General features: G+C 38.7%; 20 protein-coding genes and 1 pseudogene. 11 read left to right on the forward strand and 10 right to left on the reverse strand.

Annotated features, from left to right (window positions below; genetic code table 11):
- The first annotated feature begins 98 nt into the window (after window positions 1–98).
- Window positions 99–1,313: an aspartate aminotransferase family protein gene (locus PR809_RS07495; protein ID WP_206276288.1), complete on the forward strand. Its 1,215-nt coding sequence runs from the start codon at window positions 99–101 to the stop codon at window positions 1,311–1,313.
- Window positions 1,314–1,362: 49 nt separating this feature from the next.
- On the opposite strand, the gene PR809_RS07500 is transcribed toward PR809_RS07495, so the two are convergent.
- On the reverse strand, window positions 1,363–3,129 hold the full coding sequence (locus tag PR809_RS07500; protein WP_272524499.1) for a hypothetical protein: 1,767 nt from the start codon (window positions 3,127–3,129) through the stop codon (window positions 1,363–1,365).
- 191 nt (window positions 3,130–3,320) lie between these two features.
- Entirely contained in the window at window positions 3,321–3,953 is a 633-nt protein-coding gene (crp, locus tag PR809_RS07505) for a cAMP-activated global transcriptional regulator CRP (RefSeq protein WP_006813718.1), read from the reverse strand.
- Window positions 3,954–4,308: 355 nt separating this feature from the next.
- On the opposite strand from crp, the gene PR809_RS07510 reads away from it, so the two are divergent.
- Window positions 4,309–4,710, forward strand: a complete 402-nt coding sequence (locus tag PR809_RS07510; protein WP_166265904.1) for an OsmC family protein — start codon at window positions 4,309–4,311, stop codon at window positions 4,708–4,710.
- Between the two features lie 90 nt (window positions 4,711–4,800).
- Here the strand turns inward: PR809_RS07510 and PR809_RS07515 are convergent, their stop codons facing one another.
- The 3 genes from PR809_RS07515 to PR809_RS07525 form a co-directional block, all read right to left on the reverse strand.
- On the reverse strand, window positions 4,801–5,670 hold the full coding sequence (locus PR809_RS07515) for a phosphoribulokinase (protein ID WP_004265947.1): 870 nt from the start codon (window positions 5,668–5,670) through the stop codon (window positions 4,801–4,803).
- A gap of 178 nt (window positions 5,671–5,848) precedes the next feature.
- Entirely contained in the window at window positions 5,849–6,067 is a 219-nt protein-coding gene (locus tag PR809_RS07520) for a YheU family protein (RefSeq protein WP_102138893.1), read from the reverse strand.
- On the reverse strand, window positions 6,064–7,047 hold the full coding sequence (locus PR809_RS07525) for a hydrolase (protein WP_102138894.1): 984 nt from the start codon (window positions 7,045–7,047) through the stop codon (window positions 6,064–6,066). Before PR809_RS07525 ends, PR809_RS07520 begins: the two co-directional genes overlap by 4 nt.
- Window positions 7,048–7,148: 101 nt before the next feature.
- Here PR809_RS07525 and PR809_RS07530 point away from each other — a divergent pair, with 101 nt between their 5' ends.
- Window positions 7,149–7,754, forward strand: a complete 606-nt coding sequence (locus PR809_RS07530) for a LysE family translocator (protein WP_102138895.1) — start codon at window positions 7,149–7,151, stop codon at window positions 7,752–7,754.
- 44 nt (window positions 7,755–7,798) lie between these two features.
- Here PR809_RS07530 and PR809_RS07535 read toward each other — a convergent pair whose 3' ends face one another.
- The 4 genes and pseudogenes from PR809_RS07535 to murQ form a co-directional block, all read right to left on the reverse strand.
- Window positions 7,799–8,098: a helix-turn-helix domain-containing protein gene (locus PR809_RS07535; RefSeq protein WP_102138896.1), complete on the reverse strand. Its 300-nt coding sequence runs from the start codon at window positions 8,096–8,098 to the stop codon at window positions 7,799–7,801.
- A pseudogene (locus PR809_RS07540) lies at window positions 8,082–8,437 on the reverse strand (type II toxin-antitoxin system RelE/ParE family toxin). The gene PR809_RS07535 and the pseudogene PR809_RS07540 overlap by 17 nt, the downstream one beginning before the upstream one ends.
- Window positions 8,438–8,551: 114 nt before the next feature.
- Window positions 8,552–10,015, reverse strand: a complete 1,464-nt coding sequence (gene murP, locus PR809_RS07545) for a PTS N-acetylmuramic acid transporter subunit IIBC (protein WP_206276974.1) — start codon at window positions 10,013–10,015, stop codon at window positions 8,552–8,554.
- A 26-nt stretch (window positions 10,016–10,041) separates the two neighbouring features.
- Window positions 10,042–10,953, reverse strand: coding sequence for an N-acetylmuramic acid 6-phosphate etherase (murQ, locus tag PR809_RS07550; RefSeq protein WP_206276975.1), 912 nt, complete (start codon window positions 10,951–10,953; stop codon window positions 10,042–10,044).
- Between the two features lie 255 nt (window positions 10,954–11,208).
- Between murQ and PR809_RS07555 the strand changes: the two genes are divergently transcribed.
- The 8 genes from PR809_RS07555 (at window position 11,209) to PR809_RS07590 (ending at window position 23,801) form a co-directional block, all read left to right on the forward strand.
- The gene (locus tag PR809_RS07555) at window positions 11,209–12,069 is read left to right on the forward strand and encodes a MurR/RpiR family transcriptional regulator (RefSeq protein WP_206276976.1); all 861 of its coding nucleotides are present in this window, start codon (window positions 11,209–11,211) and stop codon (window positions 12,067–12,069) included.
- Between the two features lie 104 nt (window positions 12,070–12,173).
- Window positions 12,174–14,447 carry an arginine decarboxylase gene (gene adiA, locus PR809_RS07560; protein WP_206276977.1) on the forward strand — a complete coding sequence of 758 codons (2,274 nt, stop codon included), beginning with the start codon at window positions 12,174–12,176 and terminating at the stop codon, window positions 14,445–14,447.
- A 945-nt stretch (window positions 14,448–15,392) separates the two neighbouring features.
- Window positions 15,393–15,902 (forward strand): cell envelope biogenesis protein OmpA, encoded by a 510-nt coding sequence (locus PR809_RS07565; RefSeq protein WP_206277111.1) that lies wholly within the window; start codon window positions 15,393–15,395, stop codon window positions 15,900–15,902.
- A 63-nt stretch (window positions 15,903–15,965) separates the two neighbouring features.
- On the forward strand, window positions 15,966–16,358 hold the full coding sequence (locus PR809_RS07570; protein ID WP_241098823.1) for a hypothetical protein: 393 nt from the start codon (window positions 15,966–15,968) through the stop codon (window positions 16,356–16,358).
- 50 nt (window positions 16,359–16,408) lie between these two features.
- A complete protein-coding gene (locus tag PR809_RS07575; RefSeq protein ID WP_272524500.1) occupies window positions 16,409–18,886 on the forward strand; it encodes an Ig-like domain-containing protein in 2,478 nt (825 codons plus the stop codon).
- Window positions 18,887–19,076: 190 nt separating this feature from the next.
- A complete protein-coding gene (locus PR809_RS07580; RefSeq protein ID WP_206276872.1) occupies window positions 19,077–20,321 on the forward strand; it encodes a TolC family protein in 1,245 nt (414 codons plus the stop codon).
- A gap of 14 nt (window positions 20,322–20,335) precedes the next feature.
- Window positions 20,336–22,573: a type I secretion system permease/ATPase gene (locus PR809_RS07585; protein ID WP_206276873.1), complete on the forward strand. Its 2,238-nt coding sequence runs from the start codon at window positions 20,336–20,338 to the stop codon at window positions 22,571–22,573.
- A complete protein-coding gene (locus PR809_RS07590) occupies window positions 22,560–23,801 on the forward strand; it encodes an HlyD family efflux transporter periplasmic adaptor subunit (RefSeq protein WP_166265877.1) in 1,242 nt (413 codons plus the stop codon). Before PR809_RS07585 ends, PR809_RS07590 begins: the two co-directional genes overlap by 14 nt.
- Window positions 23,802–23,977: 176 nt before the next feature.
- Here PR809_RS07590 and PR809_RS07595 read toward each other — a convergent pair whose 3' ends face one another.
- Complete coding sequence (locus tag PR809_RS07595) at window positions 23,978–25,903, reverse strand: ABC transporter ATP-binding protein (protein WP_206276871.1); 1,926 nt, start codon at window positions 25,901–25,903, stop codon at window positions 23,978–23,980.
- Window positions 25,904–26,056: the final 153 nt, after the last annotated feature.

The raw sequence follows: 26,056 nt of genomic DNA on the forward strand, positions 1-26,056 counted from the left end.
TGCATATTATGCCCTTTGCTATTGCTCTTTTTTGATTTTTTATTCATATTTAATGCTTATGTTTTCATTTTCGCATTAAATAAGAGCAGGTGAGGGGTATGTCAGAGCAACCAGTAGTAAATCGGCAGACTTTTGATCAAGTTATGTTGCCTATTTTTTCGCCGGCGGAATTTATTCCAGTTAAAGGCGAAGGGAGCCGCGTTTGGGATCAGCAAGGTAAAGAATATATTGATTTTGCCGGTGGGATCGCTGTTCTTGCTTTGGGGCATTGCCACCCTAGTTTGGTGTCGGCTGTGCGTGAACAAAGCGAAAAGCTATGGCATGTCAGTAATATTTTCACTAACGAGCAGGCGCTGAAGTTAGCACAAAAGCTCACGAATGCGACATTTGCTGACCGTGCATTTTTTGTGAATTCCGGCTCAGAAGCTAACGAAGCCGCGTTTAAATTAGCGCGTCGCTACGCCATTACTAAATATAACCCATATAAAACGAAGATTATTGCTTTTAAACAAGCTTTTCATGGGCGCACATTATTTACCGTTTCGGTTGGTGGGCAAGCGAAATATGCAGATGGCTTTGGGCCAAAACCCGCGGATATTATTCATGTGCCTTTTAATGACCTTGATGCAGTCAAAGCGGTGATTGATGAAAATACCTGTGCAGTGGTGTTAGAGCCCGTACAAGGGGAAGGTGGTGTAACCGCAGCAACATCAGAATTTCTGCAAGGAGTTCGTAAGCTGTGTGACGACAATAACGCATTGTTGATTTTTGATGAAGTACAAAGCGGTATGGGGCGTACAGGCAAACTATTTTCTTATATGCATTTCAACGTTGTGCCTGATATTTTAACCACGGCAAAAGCATTGGGTGGCGGTTTTCCTATCAGTGCAATGATCACCACTGAAGAAGTGGCAAAAACCATGGAAGTGGGGTCGCACGGTACGACTTATGGTGGCAATCCATTAGCTTGTGCGGTGGGGAATGCGGCATTTGATATTATTAATACTGAAGAAGTGTTAAGTGGTGTCGAAAAGCGTCGTGAATTATTTGTTGCTCATTTAAATAAACTTAACGATAAATACCACATCTTTTCTGAGATCAGAGGAATGGGGTTATTAATCGGCGCGGAGTTAGACGGAAAACTATTAAACCGTTCTAAAGATATTTTGCAAGCCAGTGCGGTAGAAGGCTTAATGATGTTAAATGCAGGCACTAACGTATTGCGTTTTACGCCCTCACTGATTATTTCTGAGGAAGAAATTAATAGTGGGATGGCGAAATTAGATGCGGCGATCGGGAAATTGCTGAGTTAACCATGAGATAAGATTGCAGAAAATATTTTCTGCAATCTATTTTTTAATGTTATTTAATTTTTTTTATTGAATTTAATTTTGAAATAGTATTTTTTTGAAACTGTATTTCTTTCTGCATCTTGCTACTAAGTTGCTTTAATTCATTAGACGTTTTTTCTATTTCTTTTTCTATTTTACTCAATTTTATTGGGGTTATTGAGGTTGCTTTATGAATTTGGGAAGTTTTATTAATAGGCAGACGTTGTCTTAGTCTAGATGATTGCGTTTGTTTAATTATTAAGGAGCTAGCATTATTTGCTTTTAGGTGTTCAGGTAAATTAACGATTGCTTTCTCTCCTTTGTGGAGTCGATTGGTAGAATCACTGTGTCCATAGGTAATTTTGTCGGCCTTTCTAATTTTTCCTGGTTCTGGAATTTGATAAAGCGTTTTTTTTAAGCTTGTTTTTCGTAAATAGTTGTCCATTATTGCAGTAGGTATTTCTGTTTTATTCGTCGTTGATGGTCTATTAGCTTTAATTAACTGAGGAATATGGCTTTTTTTTGATTTAATTGGGTGCTCTATTTTTTTAACCTGTGAAAAATCGTACATTTTGATTCGTTTAGGTATTAGGCTTTTTTGTTTTTCTTTATAATTACTTATATCATCAGAATGATAGCCAGATGAGCTTAAACTTACATTACTTGATGAGTGGGTGAGTTCAAAAGAAGATATTTTATCTGTATTTTTGATTTTATCATCTTTATTTTTTTCTTCTTTTTCAATTACTTGTTTAAAATTATTGTATTCATCTTCCAGCATTTCGATGGTTGCTCTCATTTTATTGAAGATAACATTAATATCACGAACTTTACCATTTGGTGATATTGGGAAATCTATAATATCGATGATATTTAATTTTTCGAACTGCTTATGATTTTGATACAGGGGGTGGATTTCCTCTTCAGGTTTTGACTCTCCGCTTATCAGTTTATTAATTTTCGATTCAACTCGGATCATTTCATCGAGTAGGATTTTATAGTTATTATATAAATCTGATTTTTCTTGCTGTATTGTATAAATGATATCACTCGTAGCCTTGGCATGATTAGTTTTTTCATGTTGTTTCATTAAGTTTTTTCTGGCTATAGTAGCCTCATCAGTAATTTTAGCCTTCCCATTTTCAAACTTAACGCATAGTTCTTCATTATTGTTTTTTTTTAATTTATTTTCTAAATAACGAGTGCTTTTCTCATGAATGGATTTTATTTTATATTTAAAATTAGATAGCATACCTGCGGAACGGTTTAAATGAAAATCTACAAACGTTGAGGTTTCAACGCTGTTTTTTTTACTTGTTTGCATTGGTAAGTCTTCCTGAGTTTTATGGGTAATTGAATGGTCTTCTACTGGGGTAAAATTTTTTTCTATTTTTCTCGAATTTTTAAATATGAGGGGATAGCGAGAAACTAAGCTCTGATCTTGAGAACTAGGCATATTTTTAAAAAAATCAAGGCTAGTCTTGAAATCGATAGAGCGGATGTCAATATTTTTATTTTTTTGAGTTTCAAAAATAGTTTTATGCTTAGGATAAAATGTCTTATGAGTTGGCTGGGTATTAGGTAGCAAACTTCCTATATTTAATGAAGATACAAAGTTTTCACGTGGTGTCTTTTTTATCTGTTCTGTAGGTTGTTTCACTAATGTGGGGGAATTTACAGATGCTTGATTTGCATATTGTAAGTTTTCAAAAAAGGTTTTATTCTTAATAAAATCTTTTTTGTTATTTTCTAATTGTGGCGAAATAACTTGGTTTTTTGTGCTAGTAATAGTGCGCATATATAAAATCTCGGATGATTAATTATTAATTATTTTATATAAGTATATTTTAATTAATATCAAAAAACGCGAGTGTGCTAGAAAGTCAATAAAGGGGCCATAAGCAAAGAAATGAAAAACAGCGCTATATCATTGATATACCGCTGTTTACAATAATAGCCCAGCCAAAGGTGGCCAGGCTGAAAGGTTAATTAACGTGTGCCGTAAACCACAATTGTTTTACCATGTGCAGAGATCAGGTTTTGGTCTTCTAACATTTTTAAAATACGACCAACTGTTTCACGGGAACAACCCACGATTTGGCCTATTTCCTGACGAGTGATTTTGATTTGCATACCGTCTGGATGTGTCATCGCATCAGGTTGTTTGGCTAAATTTAATAGAGTTTGAGCAATACGGCCTGTAACGTCTAAGAATGCGAGGTTACCGACTTTCTCAGATGTTGTTTGTAGGCGACTAGCCATTTGCGCAGAAAGGCGCATTAAAATATCAGGGTTTACCTGAATCAATTGACGGAATTTTTTATATGAAATTTCAGCAACTTCGCAGGCGACTTTTGCTCTAACCCACGCAGTGCGTTCTTGCCCTTCTTCAAATAACCCAAGCTCACCAATGAAATCCCCTTGATTCAGGTAAGAGAGGATCATTTCTTTGCCTTCTTCATCTTTAATTAAAACAGCCACCGAACCTTTAACGATATAGTAAAGGGTTTCTGCTTTCTCACCCTGATGGATAAGAGTGCTCTTGGATGGATATTTATGAATATGGCAGTGTGACAAAAACCATTCAAGAGTAGGGTCTGTTTGTGGCTTGCCGAGAACCATTAGCGTTATCCTCTGTATGTTATTGCAGCCATTCGGAAAAACGTCTAGAAAGGCTGGCTTTAAAGTCACTAGCTTAGCATATTAATTTGCCTTATATACCTTTAAATAATCAAGAGGCTGATTACTTCAGCGCTTTTGATTGCTTTTGGTAACGCAAATTGATATCAACACTATAATATGATCAATTAAACCGTTGAGTTTTGATCTTAATCCTATCAACTAAGTATTGTTTGTAGCATATCCAATACAGAAAGTCTCCCCTGTATCGCTTCAGCCAAATAAAGTTGATATAACATTCATTGTATCTATGGAACAATGTAGCCTTTAAATCGATTTCATTTCAAGGGGAAATACAATGGAAGCAAGAGTAAAGTGGGTTGAAGGACTTTCTTTTTTAGGGGAGTCAGCGTCTGGGCACCAAGTGATGATGGATGGCAATGCGGGCGATAAAGCGCCAAGTCCAATGGAAATGGTGCTAATGGCGGCCGGCGGCTGTAGCGCGATTGATGTCGTTTCGATTTTACAAAAGGGCCGTTACGATGTTACTGATTGTGAAGTTAAATTAACCTCACTGCGCCGTGAAGAAGCCCCGCGTTATTTTGTGAAAATCCATTTGCATTTTATTGTAACTGGGAATGAATTAACGGAAAAAGCGGTCGAACGTGCTGTTCAACTTTCTGCTGAAAAATATTGCTCAGTGGCATTGATGTTAGAGAAAACCGTTGAAGTCACACACAGCTTTGAAATAAAAAACTAAAAATAAATTTAATTTTTACTAATATATTTGAATTGAAAGATGCTTATCTTAATTAATGATAAGCATCTTGTTTATTAATCAAAAAATAATTTAATTGTTGTTCTTTTGATTAATTAATTTTTCGACTATTGGTGCCATAATTAATTCCATTGCTAACCCCAATTTCCCTCCTGGAACGACAATTGTATTCATTGCGGAAATAAATGAGCCAGATATCATTGATAGCAAATAGGGGAAATCAATTTGTTCTAGCCCACGAAAACGGATCACAATAAAGCTTTCGTCTTGTGACGGAATTGCTTTTGCTGAGAATGGGTTAGATGTGTCTACCGTTGGAACACGTTGGAAATTGATGTGAGTGCGAGAAAATTGTGGCGTGATGTAATTAATATAGTCCCCCATAGAACGCACAACCGAGTCCATGACTGCTTCGCGAGAGTGCCCTCGCTCTGTGGTATCGCGGATCAATTTTTGGATCCATTCTAAGTTGACAATAGGGACTACACCGACAAGCAAATCAACATGTTGTGCAACATTATGTTCTGGAGTAACAACACCCCCATGCAGCCCCTCATAAAATAAAATATCTGTTTTGTCTGGCAGCGGTTCCCAAGGGGTGAATGTCCCAGGTTGCAAGCCATAAGGTACCGCTTCATCATAAGTATGTAGATATTTACGGGACTGCCCACAGCCGGTTTTTGCGTAGTCGACTAAGGTTTGTTCAAGCAAAGCAAAATCATTCGCTTCGGGGCCAAAATAACTGATGTGCCGCCCTTGTTCTCTGGCTTTACGGATAGCCATATCCATTTCAGGACGTGTATAGCGGTGAAAGCTATCCCCTTCCAGTGTTGCCGGTTGGATATTTAATTGGTGAAAAACTTTACGAAATGCTTGGCTAGTTGAGGTTGTGCCAGCACCGCTTGAACCGGTGATGGCTATGATTGGGTGCTTTTTGGACATCGCAGACTCCCTGTGTTGCGCTAATAAGCACTATTTTAATCAACAGTGCATGAAGCGGATTAACGGGTGTTAGGGTTATGAGCCTTATTTGATAGTTTTACAACATGGTTGCGTTAGAAAACACCCAACTTAATTTATGGTAGATGATGACGTCAAAATGAACCACGGAATAAAAATATCATAAAGAAAAACTTCCCTTAGGCATGAAATTAACCGATTCATGCAATTCAGACCAGACTAGCACAATTTCACCAGAAACTAACTGCCGTTTCACATCGTTAACCTTATCTTGCAAGCTTTTTTCATGGGAGCCATAGTCTGTCCCTTCTCGTAAAACATAGCTTTCAATCAGATTTTCCAATGTTTCAGGGGCAAGTTCTTGCCATGGAACAATCACATTATTTCCTTATTTAAATAAGGCATTAACCATTGGGGAATGCGGGTTTCTAACCACATTTGCGGTTTTCTCAAGGTACCGCTCACAAAGCCTACGTGTCCGCCATGTTCCGTCATTTGGTATTCCACATTGTGGGGTAAAAATGATAAATCAGGCACAACTTCAGGTGCCATAAATGGATCATCTTTGGCGTGAATAATTAACGTTGGTTTAGTGATATAAGCTAATTTGGGCAATGCACTGCATTTTTGATAATAATCGGTAGCATCATCAAACCCATGAATACGCGCAGTAATCACATCATCAAACTCACGGATCCGCTTAAGCTGCTTCAATTGCAGTAGGTTTAAAGGGAGTGATCCCGGGTAGCGCACTAATTTACGCGTTGCATTACGTTTTAAGCCATTTAGTAAATAGCGTTGATAGAATTGAGATATCCCTTTTTCCATTCGCAAAGAACAGGCTTCCAACATCAAAGGGGCAGAAACAACAACACCCGCATCGATATCTGCATTTTGCCCACTTTCAGCGAGATAGCAGGCTAACATATTGCCCCCAAGAGAATAACCAACAGCTGCGGTTGGTGCATCCCCAAAGGTCTTTTTTAGCCAACGGAGGAAATAGCGGGCGTCATTTGTTTCGCCTGAATGGTAAATTCGCTGCTGGCGATTTGGCTCACCGCTACAACCTCTAAAGTGCATCACCACACCCAACCAACCGTTATTTTGGGCAGCTTCTAGCATCCCGTGGGCATAAGGGCTCTTAAAATTCCCTTCTAGGCCATGGAATATCACTAAACGTGGCTTGTGCGCCGCTAGCTCAGGTTTTTCGCTCCAAGCGAGATCGATAAAATCGCCATCTGGCAATTCAAGGCGCTGCCATATCGGTTTGATTTTCGGTGTTCTACGGAAAATCCTTGGCAGTAATGTTTGGAGGTGTGGATTTTTAGCCCAACTTATTGGACGAAAGTTTTCTGACATAGCCTTATTTTTATTTAATGGAGACTCTTGTGAGTCACATAACATACTGTTATTTTTTTGTGATGCAAGTAAACAAATTTGAGTTTGAGGCTAAATTATAAATGACATTGGGGCTGGTTTTTTCTCTTTTTACGTTTTTATTCATTGCTGCAGTCACTCCCGGCCCTAACAATATGTTGCTAACGTCAAGTGCAGCAAACTACGGTTTTCGCCATACGATAACATTATGCTTTGGTATTATGTTAGGCATGCAATCCATACTTTATCTTTCTGCATTCGGTATTGCTGCACTTTTACTGCTTTATCCCGCCATTCATATCGCATTAAAAATTGCTGGGAGCTTGTATTTACTTTGGCTCGCATGGAAAACCGCCACCGCTAATTATGCACCACTTAAGACCAATAGCGAAGTCGCGAAAAGTGTGACTTGGTATCAAGGGGGCTTATTGCAATTTTTAAACCCAAAAGCGTGGATGATGGGTTTAGGTGCTGTAGGGGGATTTAGCCTCCCCGGTGAGTTATTTACTCAATCAATTTTAATAATGAGTGTTGCCTTTGTGATCGTGAATTTGCTGGCTGGCCTGATTTGGATGGGGTTTGGTTCTTTAATTAGCTTATTTTTACGCAGCCGCCGTGCTTGGTTTATTTTTAACTGGGTAATGGGCTTATTAACTGCACTGTGTGTGCCGTTAATTTGGTTGGAATGATCAGCTTTACCAAGAAGCGAGTATAATTGAGCTTCTTGGTGAATCTAGATATGAAAGACTCGGCTATTACCTGTCGGTAATTCAATCGTAAGGCTGAGTTTACCTCCAATTGCTTCAACATAGCGTTTTAATGTTGCCAGTTTAAGATCATTGCCTCGTTGTTCAATTTGAGTAATAGCTGGTTGAGAAATACCAAGGCGGCTGGCTAGCATCTTTTGCGAAATATTAAGTTCCTCTCGCATTAACTGAAGCCCCGTTGCAAGTATCATTTCATCCGCTAACTCGTTAATTCTTGCTTGGCTTTCTGGGCAGCGTTCAGCAATTACATCATGTAGGGTCTTCATTTTTTTTCTCCATCAATTTTAGATATGCAGTAAACTCATCATCCGCGATTCGTACCATAGTTTGATAAAAAAGTTTGTCATTACTTTTATCACCACCACATAAAACAATCGCTTGCCGCTGAATATCAAATACAAAAAATGCGCGGAGGGCTTTGCCTGCATGTTGAACCCTGAGTTCTTTCATGCTGCTGTACTTAGAGCCTTTTATTGTATCGGCATAGGGGCGAGGCAATCTTGGGCCAAAACTTCTAAATTTCTGAGTGCAGCTAAAATTTTTTCTTGAGTGCGCCCATTTTGTTTGTTTAGCCAGGTTTCAAAACGAGGTGTTAATATGACTATCCACACGATGCATCCTTGCATAAGCTATGACGTATACAGAAAGTATAAGCTGTGGCTTATGATGTCAAGAACAAAAAAGCAGCCAACTAGCTGCTTTTTTGTTTGATCGAGTTATTAGTCTAAATCGACATTTTTTGTCCCAAAGAAGTAAGTAAAAATAAAACCGAATAAGTAGGATGTGAATAACCCGCCTACATAAACTAACATTCCTGGGAACACGCCATCAGCAGAGGTCATCATTGGGATAGCGACTAAGCCGGATGGGCCAAAGACGGTATTTAAACCAACCGGTAACCCCATCCAAGCCACTAATCCAACAAAGAAACCTCCCGCAGCACCACCTAAACATGCTGTGACAAACGGCTTCATCCGCGGAAGAGTGACACCGTAGATCAGCGGCTCACCGACGCCTAAGAAACCTGGAATGATGGCCCCACGAATTTGGTTACGTAATATCGAATCTTTCGCGGCTTTAACATACAACGCCATTGCGGCACCAACTTGCCCACCACCTGCCATCGCTAGGATAGGGAAAAGTGAGTTAAAGCCTTGAGTTTCAACCAATGCCATATATACCGGAACAAAACCTTGGTGCACGCCAAACATTACTGCAATCAAGAACAGCCCTGCTAGTATTGCCGTTCCGAATGGGTTGCTGCTTAAATGCACAAAAAGCCATGACATGCCAGAGAATAACCAACTGCCAATTGGCATGATGAAGATAAACACCGCAGCACCAACAATTAACAGGGTAATTGTTGAAGTTAAAATCATATCAAGGTTAGCTGGGATGATTTTACGTACCTGTTTTTCGACCCATGCGCCAAAAATACATGCAATCAAGACCCCAATAATGTTACCTCTTGGGTCGATAGCTAACCCGAAGAAGCTATTCATGTCAGAATAGAACCCTTTGGCTATTTCTGGGTTGTATCCAAGAACAAACAGTGAAGCGATGATGGCGCCATTTACTGCGCTACCGCCAAAGGCTTTTTGAGTGTTATAACCAATAAGAATACTTAGAAAGCTAAACAGCCCTTTGCTAAATACTGACATATATAAAATAGTATGTACGAGTAGGGTCTGCTCTTCAGGCTTTGTCGGGAGACCCGCAGGAAAATAGCTCTGTTTTGCCAGTGTTGCAAAACCTAATAATAAGCCAGCAGCAATAAAACCCGGAATTAATGGTGTAAATATCGTGGCAAATTTTGATAAAAATCGGTGAACGGCACTGGTTTGTTTCTTTTTCAGTTGCTGCTTGTTTGCGGATGCAATATCTTTCAGGTCTTGAGGGGAAGATGGCTCCTGATGGTCGTCATCTTCACTTTCTAGCAATTGATTCATTAAATCCGCAGCAGTTTGTGCTTTGCCGGGGCCCACGATGATTTGCAGTTGTTCATCACTTTCAATAACACCAAGGACTCCTGCGATTTGTTTAAGTGCGGCTTTGTCGACCAACTGATCGTTATTGAGCGTCAAGCGTAGGCGTGTCATACAGTTGCCTGCTAACTTAATGTTGCGACGACCACCAACGTGTTGCAGAACTTGCTGCATCATTTCTATTGTTATTTTAGCCATGCTATTTATCTCATAAAATCCGCAGGTTAGGCGGAGGTAGCGATATTGAGTGCTGTGCGAATAAAGCCATTATTATTAGAGAGTAACTGGCGTGCTTCATCGGCATTCAAGCCAGATAACACCATTAAAATGGCGGTTTTACAGTGCCTATCACATTGTTGAAGCGCAGACTCTGCGGTGTTTCTATCGCATTGTGTCGCTTCCATCACAATTTTTGTTTGTCTTTCAATAAGTTTGGCATTTGTTGCTTCGACATCGACCATTAAATTACCAAACACTTTTCCGATACGGATCATTGCCCCTGTGGTTATCATATTTAGTACCAATTTTTGGGCTGTTCCCGCTTTCATACGGGAAGAACCCGTAACGACCTCTGGGCCAACAACGGGTGTGATGGCGATATCAGCACTATTAGCCACAGGGCTATTAGGGTTACAGCTGATAGCCGCGGTGGTGGCACCAATTTGGCGTGCGTAAGCGAGCGCGCCTAACACATAGGGAGTACGCCCACTGGCCGCGATGCCGACGAGTACATCATTTTTATTGAATTGAATATCTTTGAGGTCTTGTTCACCCAGCTCAGGCTTATCCTCTGCATTTTCTACGGCACGGAAGATAGCTTGGTGACCACCGGCAATTAAACCGACAACTTGTTCATGGGGCGTTCCATAAGTTGGTGGGCACTCACTGGCATCAAGGATCCCTAAACGGCCAGAGGTTCCTGCACCCGAGTAAATCAAACGACCCCCTTTTAAAAAGGCTTCTGCAACTTTATCAACCAGTTGGGCAATTTCAGGGAGCACTTTTTCAACCGCTAACGGAACGAGCTTGTCCTCATCATTAATGACCTTCAGCATTTCAGCCGTTGAGAGTTGGTCGATATTGGTACTGGCCTCATTACGGCTTTCAGTTACCATTTTGCTTAAGTCGATAGTCATAAAAATTGCTCCTAAATCAGTTATTGAACTAATATTAAGGAATTATTTATTCCTTTGGTGTGATTAAAATCACGGTGTTACCTATTCTAATTTGCGAATATAAAAGAATATTTTGTTACTTAGTTTAGATTGAATGTCTATTATTGATTGAATTTAAACAATTATTTTCAAGTCATCGGTCAAATAAAATAGGAATAATTTATTATTAATTTATTCTGTAAAACGAAAAAAGAACGCTAATCTCGAGAGGGTGTCATGACACTATTAGATATCATTACTTGCTCATTACCGCGATTAGCGGAAAACCAACGCAAAATTGCACAATTTATCCTTGAAAATCCCGAAAATGTACTGAATCTGTCATCTCAGCAATTAGCGGAAATTTTAGATGTCAGCCAGTCTGCTATCGTTAAGTTTAGTCAGAAAGTTGGGGTAAAGGGGTATCCCGCTTTGAAACTCGCACTTAGTGAGATTATTGGGCGCCAGCAACTTAAGGAAGGAGCGCCTCATTCTGCTCTACATAATCGTATTGCGCCTGATGACAACTTGATGGTTGTTGCTCAGAAATTGGCAATGGAAAAAAATCATTCAATCACAGAAACAACAAAACTAATTGATTTCAATCAATTTGAAAGAATTGTTGAACGAATAGACCAATCACAGAGAGTTCAAATTGTCGGTATTGGTGGGTCAGGATTAACAGCGAAAGATTTAAGTTACAAATTACAAAAAATTGGTATTACAACACTCGTGGAGTCAGACCATCATGTGCAAATAGCGGCTGCGCTCACGCTTAATACCCATGATGTACAAATCGTCATTTCTTTTACAGGAAGGCGTAAAGACATGCTAACAGCAGCGAACATTGCACGTAAACAAGGGGCGTGCGTTATCGCGATTACTCGTGATGGTGATTCACCATTGGGGCAAATTGCTGATTATGTTCTTGAAAGTATCGCAGAGGAAGATGAATGGCGTAGTTCGTCAATTTCATCAAGAACTGCACAAAACACACTGACTGATTTGATCTTTATGGCGTTATTGCAACGAAGGGAAGCGAAAGCGAAGTCATTGGTTATGAATGCAAGAGTAGTGATTAATAAATTAGATGAATGATTGATGGCTTAGATCCTCATCGATAACTTTGCAATCAAGCCTTATTTGCGTTAAGACTAATATCATAAGTATTTTGATTTTAAAACGTTAAAAGGGAGTTATTGATGAGAGCACTCATAGTTTATACGGAATTAACCGATGACGACTCCGTTATTAGCCATGCCGTAGCAAGACTCGCCAGTGAACTTAAAGATGAGCACGTAGAAACCGTGATCATTCGTAATTTTGAAGATGGGATGGCATACATTCGGTCAAATACTAGTATTGACTGTTTGTTATATGGTCGTGATATGTCAGACACGCAGGAACAAACGCAAGCACATCAGTTAATTACCCAACTTCACCGCAGGCAAGAAGATGTCCCTGTCTTTTTATTAAGTGATCGTGAAGAAGCCTTGACAGCATTTGACCGTAAGATGATGGAACAAGTCGATGAATTTGCGTGGATTTTAGAAGATTCCGCAGATTTTATTGCAGGCCGTGTCCTTGCCGCGATTATCCGTTACCGTGCTAATTTATTACCCCCGTTGATGAAAAGCTTGATTAAATACAGTGATGTACATGAATATTCATGGGCAGCACCGGGGCATCAAGGTGGTGTTGGGTTCACCAAAACCCCCGCAGGTCGCATCTATCATGATTTCTTTGGGGAGAACTTATTTCGTACGGATATTGGTATAGAGCGGGTTGCTGTGGGTTCACTGTTAGACCACACTGGCGCATTTGGTGAATGTGAAAGGAATGCCGCACGCATTTTTGGGGCTGATCAATCTTATTCCGTGGTCGTAGGAACATCAGGTTCGAATCGAACGATCATGCAAGCTTGCATGACGGATGACGATGTTGTTGTAATTGACCGCAACTGCCACAAATCTATTGAGCAAGGTTTGATTTTAACCGGAGCAAAACCGGTTTATATGACACCAAGCCGCAATCGTTATGGCATCATTGGCCCGATTTACCCTCAAGAAATGACACCGGAAGCAATTGTTGAGAAAATCGCTAAAAACCCATTAACTTCGGATAAAATAGGCAAACGACCTGCATATAGCGTCGTAACCAACTGTACTTACGATGGCGTATGTTATCACGCACGTAAAGTACAGGATTTGCTGGATAAATCATTAGATAGAATCCATTTCGACGAGGCATGGTACGGCTACGCACGTTTTAACCCTATCTACCATGACCACTTTGCGATGCGTGATGATCCTAGAAAAGACGATGAGCCAACTATTTTTGCGACTCACTCTACGCACAAATTATTGAATGCGCTTTCGCAAGCTTCATTTATCCACGTTCGAAATGGCCGCAATTCGATTGATTTCAATCGTTTTAACCAAGCCTATCATATGCATGCGACCACTTCGCCGCTATATGCAATCTGTGCCTCAAATGATATTGCCGCAGACATGATGGACGGTAACAGTGGGCGCTCACTTACTGATGAAGTGATCCGTGAAGCCATAGACTTCCGTCAATCACTGGGCTATCTATACAAAGAATTTATCAATGACGATGAGTGGTTCTTCAAACCATGGAATCAAGAAATGGTAAAAGACCCAGCAACAGGTAAACGCTATGCTTTTGAAGACGCCCCTGTTGAGCTGTTGATGAAAGAACAAAGCTGTTGGGTGATGAACCCCGAAGATAAATGGCATGGTTTTAAAGATATCCCTGAAAATTGGGCAATGCTGGACCCGATTAAAGTGAGTATCTTGTCACCGGGAATGGGAGATGACGGTAAATTACTGGGTAGCGGCGTCCCCGCAGCGTTAGTCACGGCATGGTTAAATCACTATGGTATTGTGCCGACCCGTACGACTGATTTCCAAATTATGTTCTTGTTTTCGATGGGAATTACAAAAGGGAAATGGGGAACGCTGGTCAATGCGCTGCTGTCGTTTAAGCGCCATTATGACAACAATACGGCACTGAAAAAGGTATTACCTGAAGTCGTTGAAGCGGCTCCTGAGATCTATGGTGAGATGGGGCTCCGTGATCTAGGCAATAAAATGTTTGTGTATCTGCAAAAAAATAACCCTGGAGGGCAGTTAAATCAGGCTTATGAGCAACTTCCTGCCGTGATGATGAGCCCACGCGATGCTTATCAAGAAATTGTCGCTAACCGCGTTGAGGCGGTTCCTTTAGATAATCTTGCCGGACGTATTGCGGCTAACTCGATTATTCCTTATCCACCGGGTATCCCTATGTTGTTATCGGGTGAAAGCTTTGGCGATAAAAACAGCCCGCATATCGGCTACTTGCATAGTCTTCAAGCATGGGACAGCGAGTTTCCGGGTTTTGAGCATGAAACCGAAGGCACTGAAATTATTGATGGCCAGTATTATGTGATGTGTGTACGGGAAATTAACTAATCTTTTTTAGTAAAACATTAAGAAAGAGAAATAATCATAGGGTAAGTATATTTAACTATTAAGCTATCAGGAATTATTAAGTCATTAGAAATATTTAATGACTTAATAATTAAATATCTTTAAAAGTTATTCTAATATTATGTTTTACGTGAAAGAGGGTATTAACCCAATTATTTATATGGGTATTATGTGATAGTTCTATTCATCTAAATAAGAATACTTTGATAACGTTCAACTAGGAATAATCATGCTAAAAAAGAGAATAATAATTCCTGAATAAAGTCTAGATTTCCTAATTTATAATTGTTTCGATAAAGAACGTATTTAATTTTTATATGTGAATATTCACATCATGCTTTAATAACCCTATATATAATAGGAATATTACGCTATGAAAATATCTGTTTTTCTGCTTACTCATGGCTAAATTATACGCAAATTAAACAAATAAAAAACAAATTGGCAACATATTAAAGAGAGGATTGAAAATATTTAAAACACTTACAAAGGTGATATTTTCAAATTAATATATTTATTTTAATTGTTTTTTAATCTTTTGCTCTTTACTCCTTAAGAGTTATAAAAAAATATTTTAAACTTTAAACAATTTTTTTGTGTTATAAAACAGCAAGTTAAAGTCAATCGAAAAAATAACGGCCAATATTGATATCTATTCATTCGATTGATATAGCTATTGGTTATTTATTTGACGTATATCAATTGCAAACTATATAATGCCAAAAGTTTCAACATGTAACTAAATATTTTACCTTGCGAGGGGAAATTATAAGGTTAGAACAATAGAGTACAAATCATATATTTTTGCTATTGGGTTCTAATTAAATCCAATTTCTAGATGTCACCAATTCAATATTAATTTCCTTATTTAAATAAGGGAATAGCTTCCGTTTTAAATAAAAATTGACTGTATCAAAAAGGGTTGTTATGAGAAAAGTATATGGGGTTGCAATAATACTGTGTGTAATTGCACTCTCTGGCTGCATGAAGAATAATGGACTGCATGGTTATAATAAAGAGTCATGGAACAATAAGAACACTCTTAAAGAATATAATGTGGTCAATGATAATAAAGCATTGGTTTTATTTTATCGCCTAGACAATCAAGTCAAAGGGAAAACAATTAATATATTTGTGAATAATGAATATTTAACTTCGCTAGAAAGTAATTCCGTTAAGGGCATTGAGCTGTGTGCTGGAAGAAACAATTTAACAGCTCATAAGACAGACGTAAAAGAACGCTATAATACTAAATTAAATTCTTCCGATTTTTTCCAATTAGACGCTGGAAAAAAGCATCTATTTTTGATTGTTGAAGTTGATGGGAAAACTAAACTAAGAGCGATGGATGAGAGGGAACTGAATGATATTAAAGGAAATATAAGTGTTCAGTCTCATACCTTATCGCGTGTTGACATGCTCAAAGATTGTCAATAACTGAAAATACTCCAATAAATTTAAAACAATGAATAATTGTCTTCAATGAGGCAATGGATAACTATGTCTATAAAAAAAATATCAATTAAGATTAATAATAGCGAAAAAACAATTGAGCAACATTCTATTATTGCCGGGCAACAGGGTATAGGCCAACAAAATCAGCCATTACATATTAATGCAAAAAAAAATGTTAATTATCTTTTAATTGATGAAGAAACTAATTTTGCACCAGAAAATATCGCAGTTAAACGAGTTGATAAAAATTTATTTATTGCTTTTGAAGGTAGTGATATCGAGCAACCAGATATTATTATCGAAAATTATTTTGCAGATAATGGTGAAATTGGCTATCACGAGGGAAGCTCTAATCTAATTATTGGTCAACATGAAAATGGCCAGTATTTCCCATACATTCCAGAAAGTGCCGAAAAAGTGATGCAATTAGTCAATTAGCGGATGGTCAAGCGACAGGGCAAGCCATTGGCGGTGATGCATTAGCACCAGTGTGGGCATTTAACCCATGGTGGTTAGCTGCGCTTATTCCTATTGCTGGTGTTATTGCTTCAAGTTCAGGTGGCGGAAGTAGTAGCTCTAAACCAGTAGAGCATGCCCCCGAAGCAAAAGATGACCGTGGTGTGACCAAAGACGGCGTGCCAGTAACAATGGATGTGTTGAGAAATGACACTGACTTGGATGGCGATATCGACCCAAGCACCGTCACCATTGTGACTAACGGTACCAAAGGCACGGCAACATTCGACGCCGATGGCAAATTGGTTTACACCCCAAATCGTGGGGAAGTGGGCACTGACACCATCACCTACCAAGTGACCGATAAAAACGGCAACGTGTCCAACACGGCCACGGTCACTGTCACTATCGATGCGGCGCCAGTAGCGAACGACGACGATGGTGTGACCAAAGACGGCGTGCCAGTAACAATGGATGTGTTGAAAAATGACACTGACTTGGATGGTGACATTGACCCAAGCACTGCGGTGATCGTGACTAACGGCACCAAAGGCACGGCAACATTCGACGCCGATGGCAAACTGGTTTACACCCCAAATCGCGGGGAAGTGGGCACTGACACCATCACTTACACCGTCAAAGACAAAAACGGCAACGTGTCCAACATAGCTGAAGTAACGATTGAAATTACACCATCATTACCATCAGTTGTGGATGTTTATGAAAAAGGGCTCAGAACAGATGGAACTGCGGATAGTGCTTTAGCCGTGACAACAGGGACAATAATATTAGCAAACCCTAATGATAAGCCGACTACAGAGCAGGATCTCAAAATCACAGAGCCTACAACGACTCTGACATCAGGCGGTAAACCTGTTATATGGGAAGTAACAAGTGATGGCTTTGTAGGCAAAACCTCAGAAGGCAAAGACGTTATTTCTGTTACCGTCACAGATATCAAGAATGAAAATGGCCAAACTAGTGTTGATTATCATATTGATTTGAAAGGCCTTGTTGATCATCCTGCAGGTACAGATTCACTCAAAATTGATTTTGGATTAAGTAATGGCATAGATATTGTTGATACTGAAATTATTATTCATGATGATAAGCCATTCTCTGATAATGTTGAAGTCGTGGTGCAAGCCCCAACTAATAATACATTCTATGCGAATGTAATTATTTCATTAGACTTATCTAGCAGCATGGGGAAAAGGGATAGCGGAATTTCAGATGAAAGTTCGAGAACAGCGATAAAAACACGCTATGATGCCGCGCTAGATTCAATCGAGAGTTTATTAAATAGCTATGAAGAGCGCTTAAATAGTGCTGATTCAGGTGATGTTCGTGTAAGTTTGAATGGTTTTGCGGATGAAGCATCGGTTATCAATCCATCATTACAAACAACGCATGGTACTTCACATTGGTTTACTTTGGATGAAGCTAAAGATTTGATCAATAGTCTAAAAGGTAATCAAGGTAAGATATCACATAGCTTAAATATTGGGGTTAATACTAACTATGACGCGGCATTACAGCAAATCGTAGATAGTTATAATAATCTTCCAGCAAGTGGTACAGGTCCTGTGACGGAGCAATCTGTTGATAATACCTTCTTCTTTATTAGTGATGGAACACCTAATATGGGGAATAATGTTTATGATCCAGGAATAAGTGAGCAGTCACCTCAAGATTATGTTCCAGGAAGTGCTTATACCGATATTGGTGAAGATAAGTGGACTGAATTTTTGGTAGATAATGGAATTCGTTCTGTTGCAATCGGAATTGGTCAAGACATGGTGACTGTCAATAATGGAAAAACTGGTTCAGATTATCTGAAACCCGTTGCTTTCGATGGTAAACATGGCACTGATAATGACCAGAGTGACGTGATTGTGTTGAAAGACATGAGCTCTTTAGGCAATATTTTGAGTAAATATGTGCCAAATGAAAATGTCATTGAAAGTAGTTTTTCTAAAGGTAAAGATGCAACTTCATCTTTAACCTTTGGTGCAGATGGAATGAAATCAATTAGTGTTGAAGTCGATGGTATAACTTACAAATATGATCCATTAAATAAATCAGTGTCATTTGATGGAAATGATAAAAGTAATTGGGCTGATTTCGGTAACGGTGAAATTGCGATTAAAACCAATGCAGGTGGGCTCTTTTCAATTTCTTTAGGAGAGAAAAACTTCGGTGATTTCTCTTATCGACCAAGTACAACACGCCCAGTTGGTGTTGATAAAGAAGAGTTTACTTTAACTCTAACAGATAATGACGGTACGAGTTATCAACCTTCAATTACTGTGAATATAAGTGATCTTAAAGAGTCTACGAGTGTATCACCAATAACGAGTGACCTTTCATTACTGAAGCTATTTTCACAAGAAAATACTATGGAGCTGCATGAAATGGATGTTGATGGGAGTATTGCATCAACCAATTTGAGTGGTTTTATGAATTCATCGTTAGATGCGTTACAAGAAAACCAAGCTGCAATAATCTAAAATTATAATTATGGGGGGTATTAAAAATAATGCCCCCAACATTTTAATATATTTATATGAATGGAAATGTTAATGAGTAATAAGGCTGGTTAACCCTGCCTCTTTATTTTATTAATATTAATATTAACATTCCTAATATTAATAGGTTGAAATGTATTTACATCCTTCTTTATAGACATATATTTAAAATATGAAATTAAGAGCTTTTAATATTCTGGCTATATTCTTATTGAGTGTGTTCTCTGTGAATACAGTGGCTGATGTTATTGAACTGAGAAATTTACTTAAAGATTCTTTATATAATACGCCTGAAGTTCAAGAAGCTCATGCGAATTACCAAGCTGCACAAAGTAATGTGAAAATGGCAAACTCCGGGCACTATCCAGTGGTAAGTGTGATGGGGACACAGCCAGTTGCTCAACATCATAAATATGAAAGTAATTCTATGGAATCAGGGTTTCATCCAGGAGTGAAAACAACAATGAATGTTTATGCTTGGGGAGGAATAGAGGCTGGTGTTGATAGAGAAAAATTCAAACAAGAATACTATGAGAATCAATATGTTCTTTCACAAGAAGATATAAGCGTTCGAATTAGTCAGCTTTATTTACTTATTTTAAGAAATAAAGAAACACTTGTTGTCATTGATGAAAACTTAGCTCGTCATCAACATATATTAGAGAAATTAAATACGATAATTCAGTATGACCCTGGTCGTTCAAGTGAATTAACGCAAGTTAAAGCACGTACTTTGAAAGTTGAGATGAACCGAGCTGAAGTAGAGCGGAATTTAAATTTAGCGTTAAGTCAGCTATCGATATTAACGCAAAGAAAATTATTAGCAGATCAATTTCTTGACCCGTTTCGAAATACTGATAGCACTGAAATTTTACGGAACTTTCAAGAGAGTAATCTGGAAAATAACCCAAGTTATAAAGCACAGGTTGCCGATGCAAAAAGCCTTGATGCAGATGTTAAAGTCGCAAGTGCAATGAGAAAACCTGCACTAAACTTAGAAATAAATGCAACTCCTGATAATAAAGAGGTTTTTTTACGTGTTTCTTGGAATATCTTTGACCAAGCTAGTTATTATAGTGAAGCACAAAAAGAGTATGCATTATTAGCATCCAATGAGCGAATTAAAATAACATTTCGTGAAATTGAAGAAATGAGCCAATCCGCAGCTATAAATATGATGAAAAGTGAAGAACAAGAAGCTATAGCTAAAAATTATATTTTGGAACAAAAAAAAGTTGTCAGCAATTATGAAAAACAATTTACGATTAACCGTCGTTCATTGATTGATTTATTAGATGCTTATAATGAGTTAGCAAATATACAGACAAGTGCAGTCACTTTGAAAAATGATTTTAGAGACGCGACACTTAGTTATCTTAGTGTGCAGGCAAAAATGTCTGCATGGATGAATCAATAAGTGCTAAAAATAACATGAATATTATTAATAATATATCCCTAGTTACTGCGCGGTTAGGGTATGCGATCCTGCCAGAGGTATTACTATCTCAAACAAAAAGAAAGGCTGATAAATCAATAGATTACTCCTCTCTTGTTAACGTGTTAAATTCACATCAATTCGATAACCAGTTGATTGAGATTGATTTAAAAACTATCCCGACTATTGCTGTTCCTTTTATTATATTACTTGAAAATAATGAGTCTATTGTTATTAATAAAATAGAAGAAAACAATAATGAACGTTATTTTGAAATCTTAACGAAAGAAGGAATTTGTCAGTCAATTAGCATTGAAATGCTATCAAAAAATTATTCAGGGTATAGTTGGTTTATAAAACGAAATATAAAATCTGAGAGCCGTTCTGAAATTGAAAAATACGAAAAAAATCATTTTTGGAAAATAATTTGGCAGTTTAAAAAGTATTATTATCAAGTTATCGTAGCTTCATTCGTAATTAATGTTTTGGCGTTAATTAGCTCCCTATATGTCATGAATGTCTATGATAGAGTGATCCCAAATCAAGCGTATGAAACATTATGGGTATTATCGATAGGTGTTCTGCTAGCAATATGCTTTGAATTTTTAGCAAAAATGCTGAGGGGTTACCTTCTTGATATTGCTGGGAAAAAAGCTGATATCATAATAAGCGCTATGTTATTTCACCGAGTAATGGGGATTCGCTTAGATAAAAAACCATCTTCATCTGGCTCTTATGCAAATAATTTACGTGATTTTGAATCCATCCGAGAATTTATGACGAGTGCTAGCTTGATAGCGCTTGTTGACCTACCTTTCATTCTGTTGTTCATTGGCGTGATCAGTATGATTGGCGGTTATCTCGCATTAGTTCCATTGACTATTATTCCTATCGTTATTATCGCTGGTATTTTGATTCAAAAACCTTTAGCTGAGGGCATTAATGCATCAATGAAAGAAACCTCTCAGAGACAGGGTTTAGCCGTTGAAGCTATCGAAGGTATTGAAACGTTAAAGTTGAACAATGCAGTCAATTGGGCTCAACAGCGGTGGGAAATATTAACAGAGAAAACGGCATTCGCATCCATAAAGGTCCGTAATTTAACCAACTTTATGTTGAATTTCAGTGCGGGAATGCAACAAATCAATACTGTTGCATTAGTTTTTGTTGGTACCTATTTGATCCATGCTAGTGATGTAGACTCACGCATTACTATGGGGGGATTGATTGCTAGTGTAATACTGTCTGGGCGAGCATTAGCACCTTTAGGACAAATTGCAGGCTTAGCAACGCGTTTTCAATCTGCTCGGACAGCGTTAAATGGTGTTAAAAATATTTTTGAACGTCCAATTGAGCGCGAAGATCATAAAAAATATATTTCACCAACCTCCGTTAGAGGTGCGTTGACGTTATCTAATGTCAGCTATCGTTATAATAAAGATAGCCAACCAGCCTTGGAAGATATTAATTTAAATATTGCTGCTGGAGAAAAAGTGGCCATTTTAGGCAAAATCGGCGGTGGAAAAAGCACCCTTTTAAAATTATTAACTGGGCTATATGAGCAGCAAGAAGGCAATATATTTTTAGATGATATAGATATTCGCCAAATAGACCCTATTTACTTAAGAAGTAAATTGGCGATGTTAACACAGAAACCACGGTTATTTTTTGGTTCATTGCGTGAAAATCTAGACCTTGCCCGCCTTGACGGTTATTCCTCTGATGACGACTTAATTCATGCGTTGCAGCGTTTTCATTTAGATAAAATTATTCGCCAACATCCGGCTGGCTTAGATATGCCACTAGGTGAAGATGGCTTAGGTCTTTCTGGCGGCCAAAAGCAAATTGTCTCTTTAGTACAACTGACATTGCATAATCCACAAGTTGTTTTATTAGATGAGCCAACTACAGGAATTGATGTTGAAACGGAAAAAGACGTACTAGCGGCTATTGGTGAATGGACAAAAAATAAAACACTTATTGTTGTGACACATAAATTACCTATTTTGAGTTTAGTCGATCGTATTATTGTTGTTGATAATGGCCGAATTGTACTAGATGGCCCTAAAGATTCGGTGCTTAAAACATTAGAAAAGAAAGATGATATAGAAAAAGCAGTGAACACAGATAAACCGAGAGTTCAGCGCCCAGCTGTGCCACAAGTTCGTATTGTTTCACAGGTTAGACACGCTATAAAACAACATGAAGGGAAGGTTGAACATGAACAAGCATAAGCAATCTTCCGAGAGGAGCAAAAACAGTTATCAATCTCATGATTTTTCACATGATTTACAATCAGTGATGAAAAAAGAGCGCCATACATTACTGTTTCTTCCGATCCTATTCTTAGCACTGTTATTGACTGTTTTTATTATTTGGGCTTATTTCAGTGATTTAGAAGAGATAATTCGAGGCCAGGGAACGATTATTCCTAGTAGTCGTGAACAAGTCATTCAAAGTATCGATCCCGGTAATATTGAAGAAATGTTTGTTAAAGAAGGTGATATCGTTGAAAAAGGGCAAATTCTTCTCAAGTTAGATGATGCAAGAAGTATGGCAGTCTTGCGGGAAAGCCAAGCGAAGGTACAAAATTTAGAAGCAATATATATCCGATTATATAGTGAATCACGTAATGAAGAACCTGACTTTTCGGCAGTCAATGACCAAAAGTTAGTGGAACGTGAAATGAATGCATTTAATGCAAAAAAAAGGCAAAGAGACGAAGCTATTGCGGGTTTAAGACAAAGTAAAAACTTATTAGATAGAGAAATTGCAATCACTCGACCTTTAGCCAAAGAAGGCTTGGTATCTCATGTGGAAGTGTTACGCATGGAAAGACAGTCTGTTGAGCTAGCAACACAAATTAATGAGCGTGAAAATAATTATATTGCAGAGGCGAATGAGGAATTAATTCGTGTTGGTTCTGAGCTTGCTCAAGCCAAAGAAAATATGGGCATGCGTGAAGATCATGTTATACGTTCAGAGATTCACGCACCTGTACGTGGTATCGTGAAAAATATTAAAATCACGACAGTGGGTGGCGTTGTTAATACCGGGCAAGATATCTTAGAAATTATACCATTAGATGACAAATTAATGGTTGAGGCTTATATTCGGCCACAAGATGTCGCTTTTTTAAGACCAGAGATGCCTGCAGTAGTAAAAATAACCGCTTATGACTATGCCATTTATGGTGGGTTAAAAGGGACTGTAAAATTGATCAGCCCTGATACTTTAAGTAATAACAATCAGCGTAATGATTTAAAATTAAATCAAGAAGAAACGTTTTATCGTATTATTGTTGAAACAGAAACGAATTACTTACTCGATAAAAATAACAATAAAATGGATATCATTCCTGGAATGATTGCTTCCGTTGATATTAAAACGGGTGAGAAAAGTGTTTTTGATTATCTTATTAAGCCGATCACACGAATGAAACAGGCATTAACCGAAAGATAAATTTCATACGTCAACGATATTATTTTTATAACAAAATAATAGTATTTTAGTTATATTTCCGTGCGTTGTGTTATATATGACTCAGCGGAACATGCGATAAGACAAGACAAGACAAGACAAGATGAGAGCATTATTAAGCTCTCATCTTACTCAAACTTAAATATCAGGGTAATGCTTCATGACTCACTGGTCATGGTTTCTAACTGTTCTTGCAAATCCATCCACTCCATTTCGACATCTTCAAGCGCGGCTTTATGTTCAGTTTGTTTTTTCAAACATTCCGTCAATTCAGCTTTCTTATCTTGTTCATAAATGGAAGCATCAGAAAGTTTTGCTTCTAGCTCACTCAGCGCGTTGGAGTGTTTATCCATCTGCTTTTCCAATTCCGTAATTTTTTTACGGATAGGCTGAGTTAACTGACGAAATTCAGCTTCACGACGTTTTTGATCTTTTCTATCTTGTGCTGTAACCGTTGCCGCGGCTGCTGGCTTGTCTTTCTCTTGTTGATCACGAACTTGCTGTAATTCGAGCTTATTTTGCTCAGCTAGCCATTGTTGGTAATCTTCTAAATCACCGTCAAATTGCTCGACAGAACCGCCATGGACTAAATACAGTTCATCGGTGGTGGTGCGCAGTAAATGCCTATCATGGGAAACGACAACTAAAGCCCCTTCGAAGGCCATTAAGGCTTCGGTAAGTGCTTGGCGCATATCTAAGTCCAAGTGGTTAGTTGGCTCATCGAGTAGCAGTAAATTTGGGCGTTGCCAGACGATTAAAGCGAGTACTAAGCGGGCCTTTTCACCGCCAGAGAAACGGCCGCTTGGGTCAGTAACTTGGTCACCTTTAAAACCGAAACCACCTAAATAGTCACGTAACTGCTGCTCAGTTTGCTCTGGTGCAAGGCGGGCAAGATGCTGCAAAGGTGACTCTTCAGGGTGTAAATACTCTAATTGGTGCTGAGCGAAATAACCGAGTTTAATCCCTTTTGCGAGGGCGATTTCTCCCTGCAATGGTGGTAAATCACCTGCTAACATTTTGATTAAAGTTGATTTACCCGCGCCATTGCGCCCCAATAGGCCAATGCGTGAACCCGGTACTAAGTTCAGTTTGATGGATTGCAAAATGACTTTTTCACCATAGCCAGCGCTGACTTTTTCCATTTTTAATAATGGATTCGGTAAGCTTTCTGGTTTACGGAATGAAAAATGGAATGGGTTATCCACATGAGCCGGAGCGACCATTTCCATTCTTTCAAGCATCTTAATACGGCTTTGTGCTTGTTTGGCTTTGGTGGCTTGCACTCTAAAGCGGTCAATATAACTTTGTAAATGCGCCGCTTTGGCTTGTTGGCTTTCATATAACGCTTGCTGTTGAGCGAGCTTTGTTGCGCGTTGGCGTTCAAATGACGAGTAGTTACCCGTGTATTCAAACATCGTTTCTTGTTCGATATGCAGGACTTTATCAATAATCGGGTCGAGGAAATCCCTATCATGGGAAATCAAAATCAGGGTGCCTTGGTAGCTTTTTAACCATTTTTCTAACCAAATTACTGCATCTAAATCAAGGTGGTTGGTCGGCTCATCGAGCAGCAACAAATCTGAGCGGCATAACAAAGCCTGCGCCAAGTTCAAACGCATTCGCCATCCACCGGAAAATGATTTTACTGGGGAATCTAGCTGTGCTTGGCTGAAGCCTAAACCATGTAGCAAACTGGATGCGCGAGAACGGATAGTCCATGCATCAATGGCATCAAGTTGCCCATGTACGGCAGCAATGGCATGGCCATCATTTTTTTCATTGGCTTGCTGAAGTTTTTGTTCTAGAGCGCGGAACTCGCGGTCTCCATCAATCACATACTCAAGCGCTGGCACATCGAGAGCTGGCGTTTCTTGGTTAACCCATGCCATAGACCAATTGCTTGGAAAGGTTGCAGAACCTGCTTCAGCTTGTAATTCGCCTTTTAATAACGCAAGAAGCGTCGATTTACCGCAGCCGTTTTTACCCACTAAACCAACTTTTTGGCCGGGGTTAATAGTCGCAGTGGCATTGTCCAGCAGGACACGAACACCTCGGCGAATTTGGAGTGAAGAGAAAACAATCATAGCAACCGTCTATTAAAAATATGTTAAATTATCAACGTATATACTCTAAATAATTCACGGTGCTGTTAGGCGACAAGCAAATGAGTCGCTAGGAGCCCACTTAAGCAGGTGACTAGTGCGAATGCGCGTAGTCAACAACACAGCAACGTGAAG

Origin of the sequence: Providencia sp. PROV201, assembly GCF_028479545.1 — a bacterium.
GTDB classification, from domain to species: Bacteria; Pseudomonadota; Gammaproteobacteria; order Enterobacterales; family Enterobacteriaceae; genus Providencia; species Providencia huaxiensis.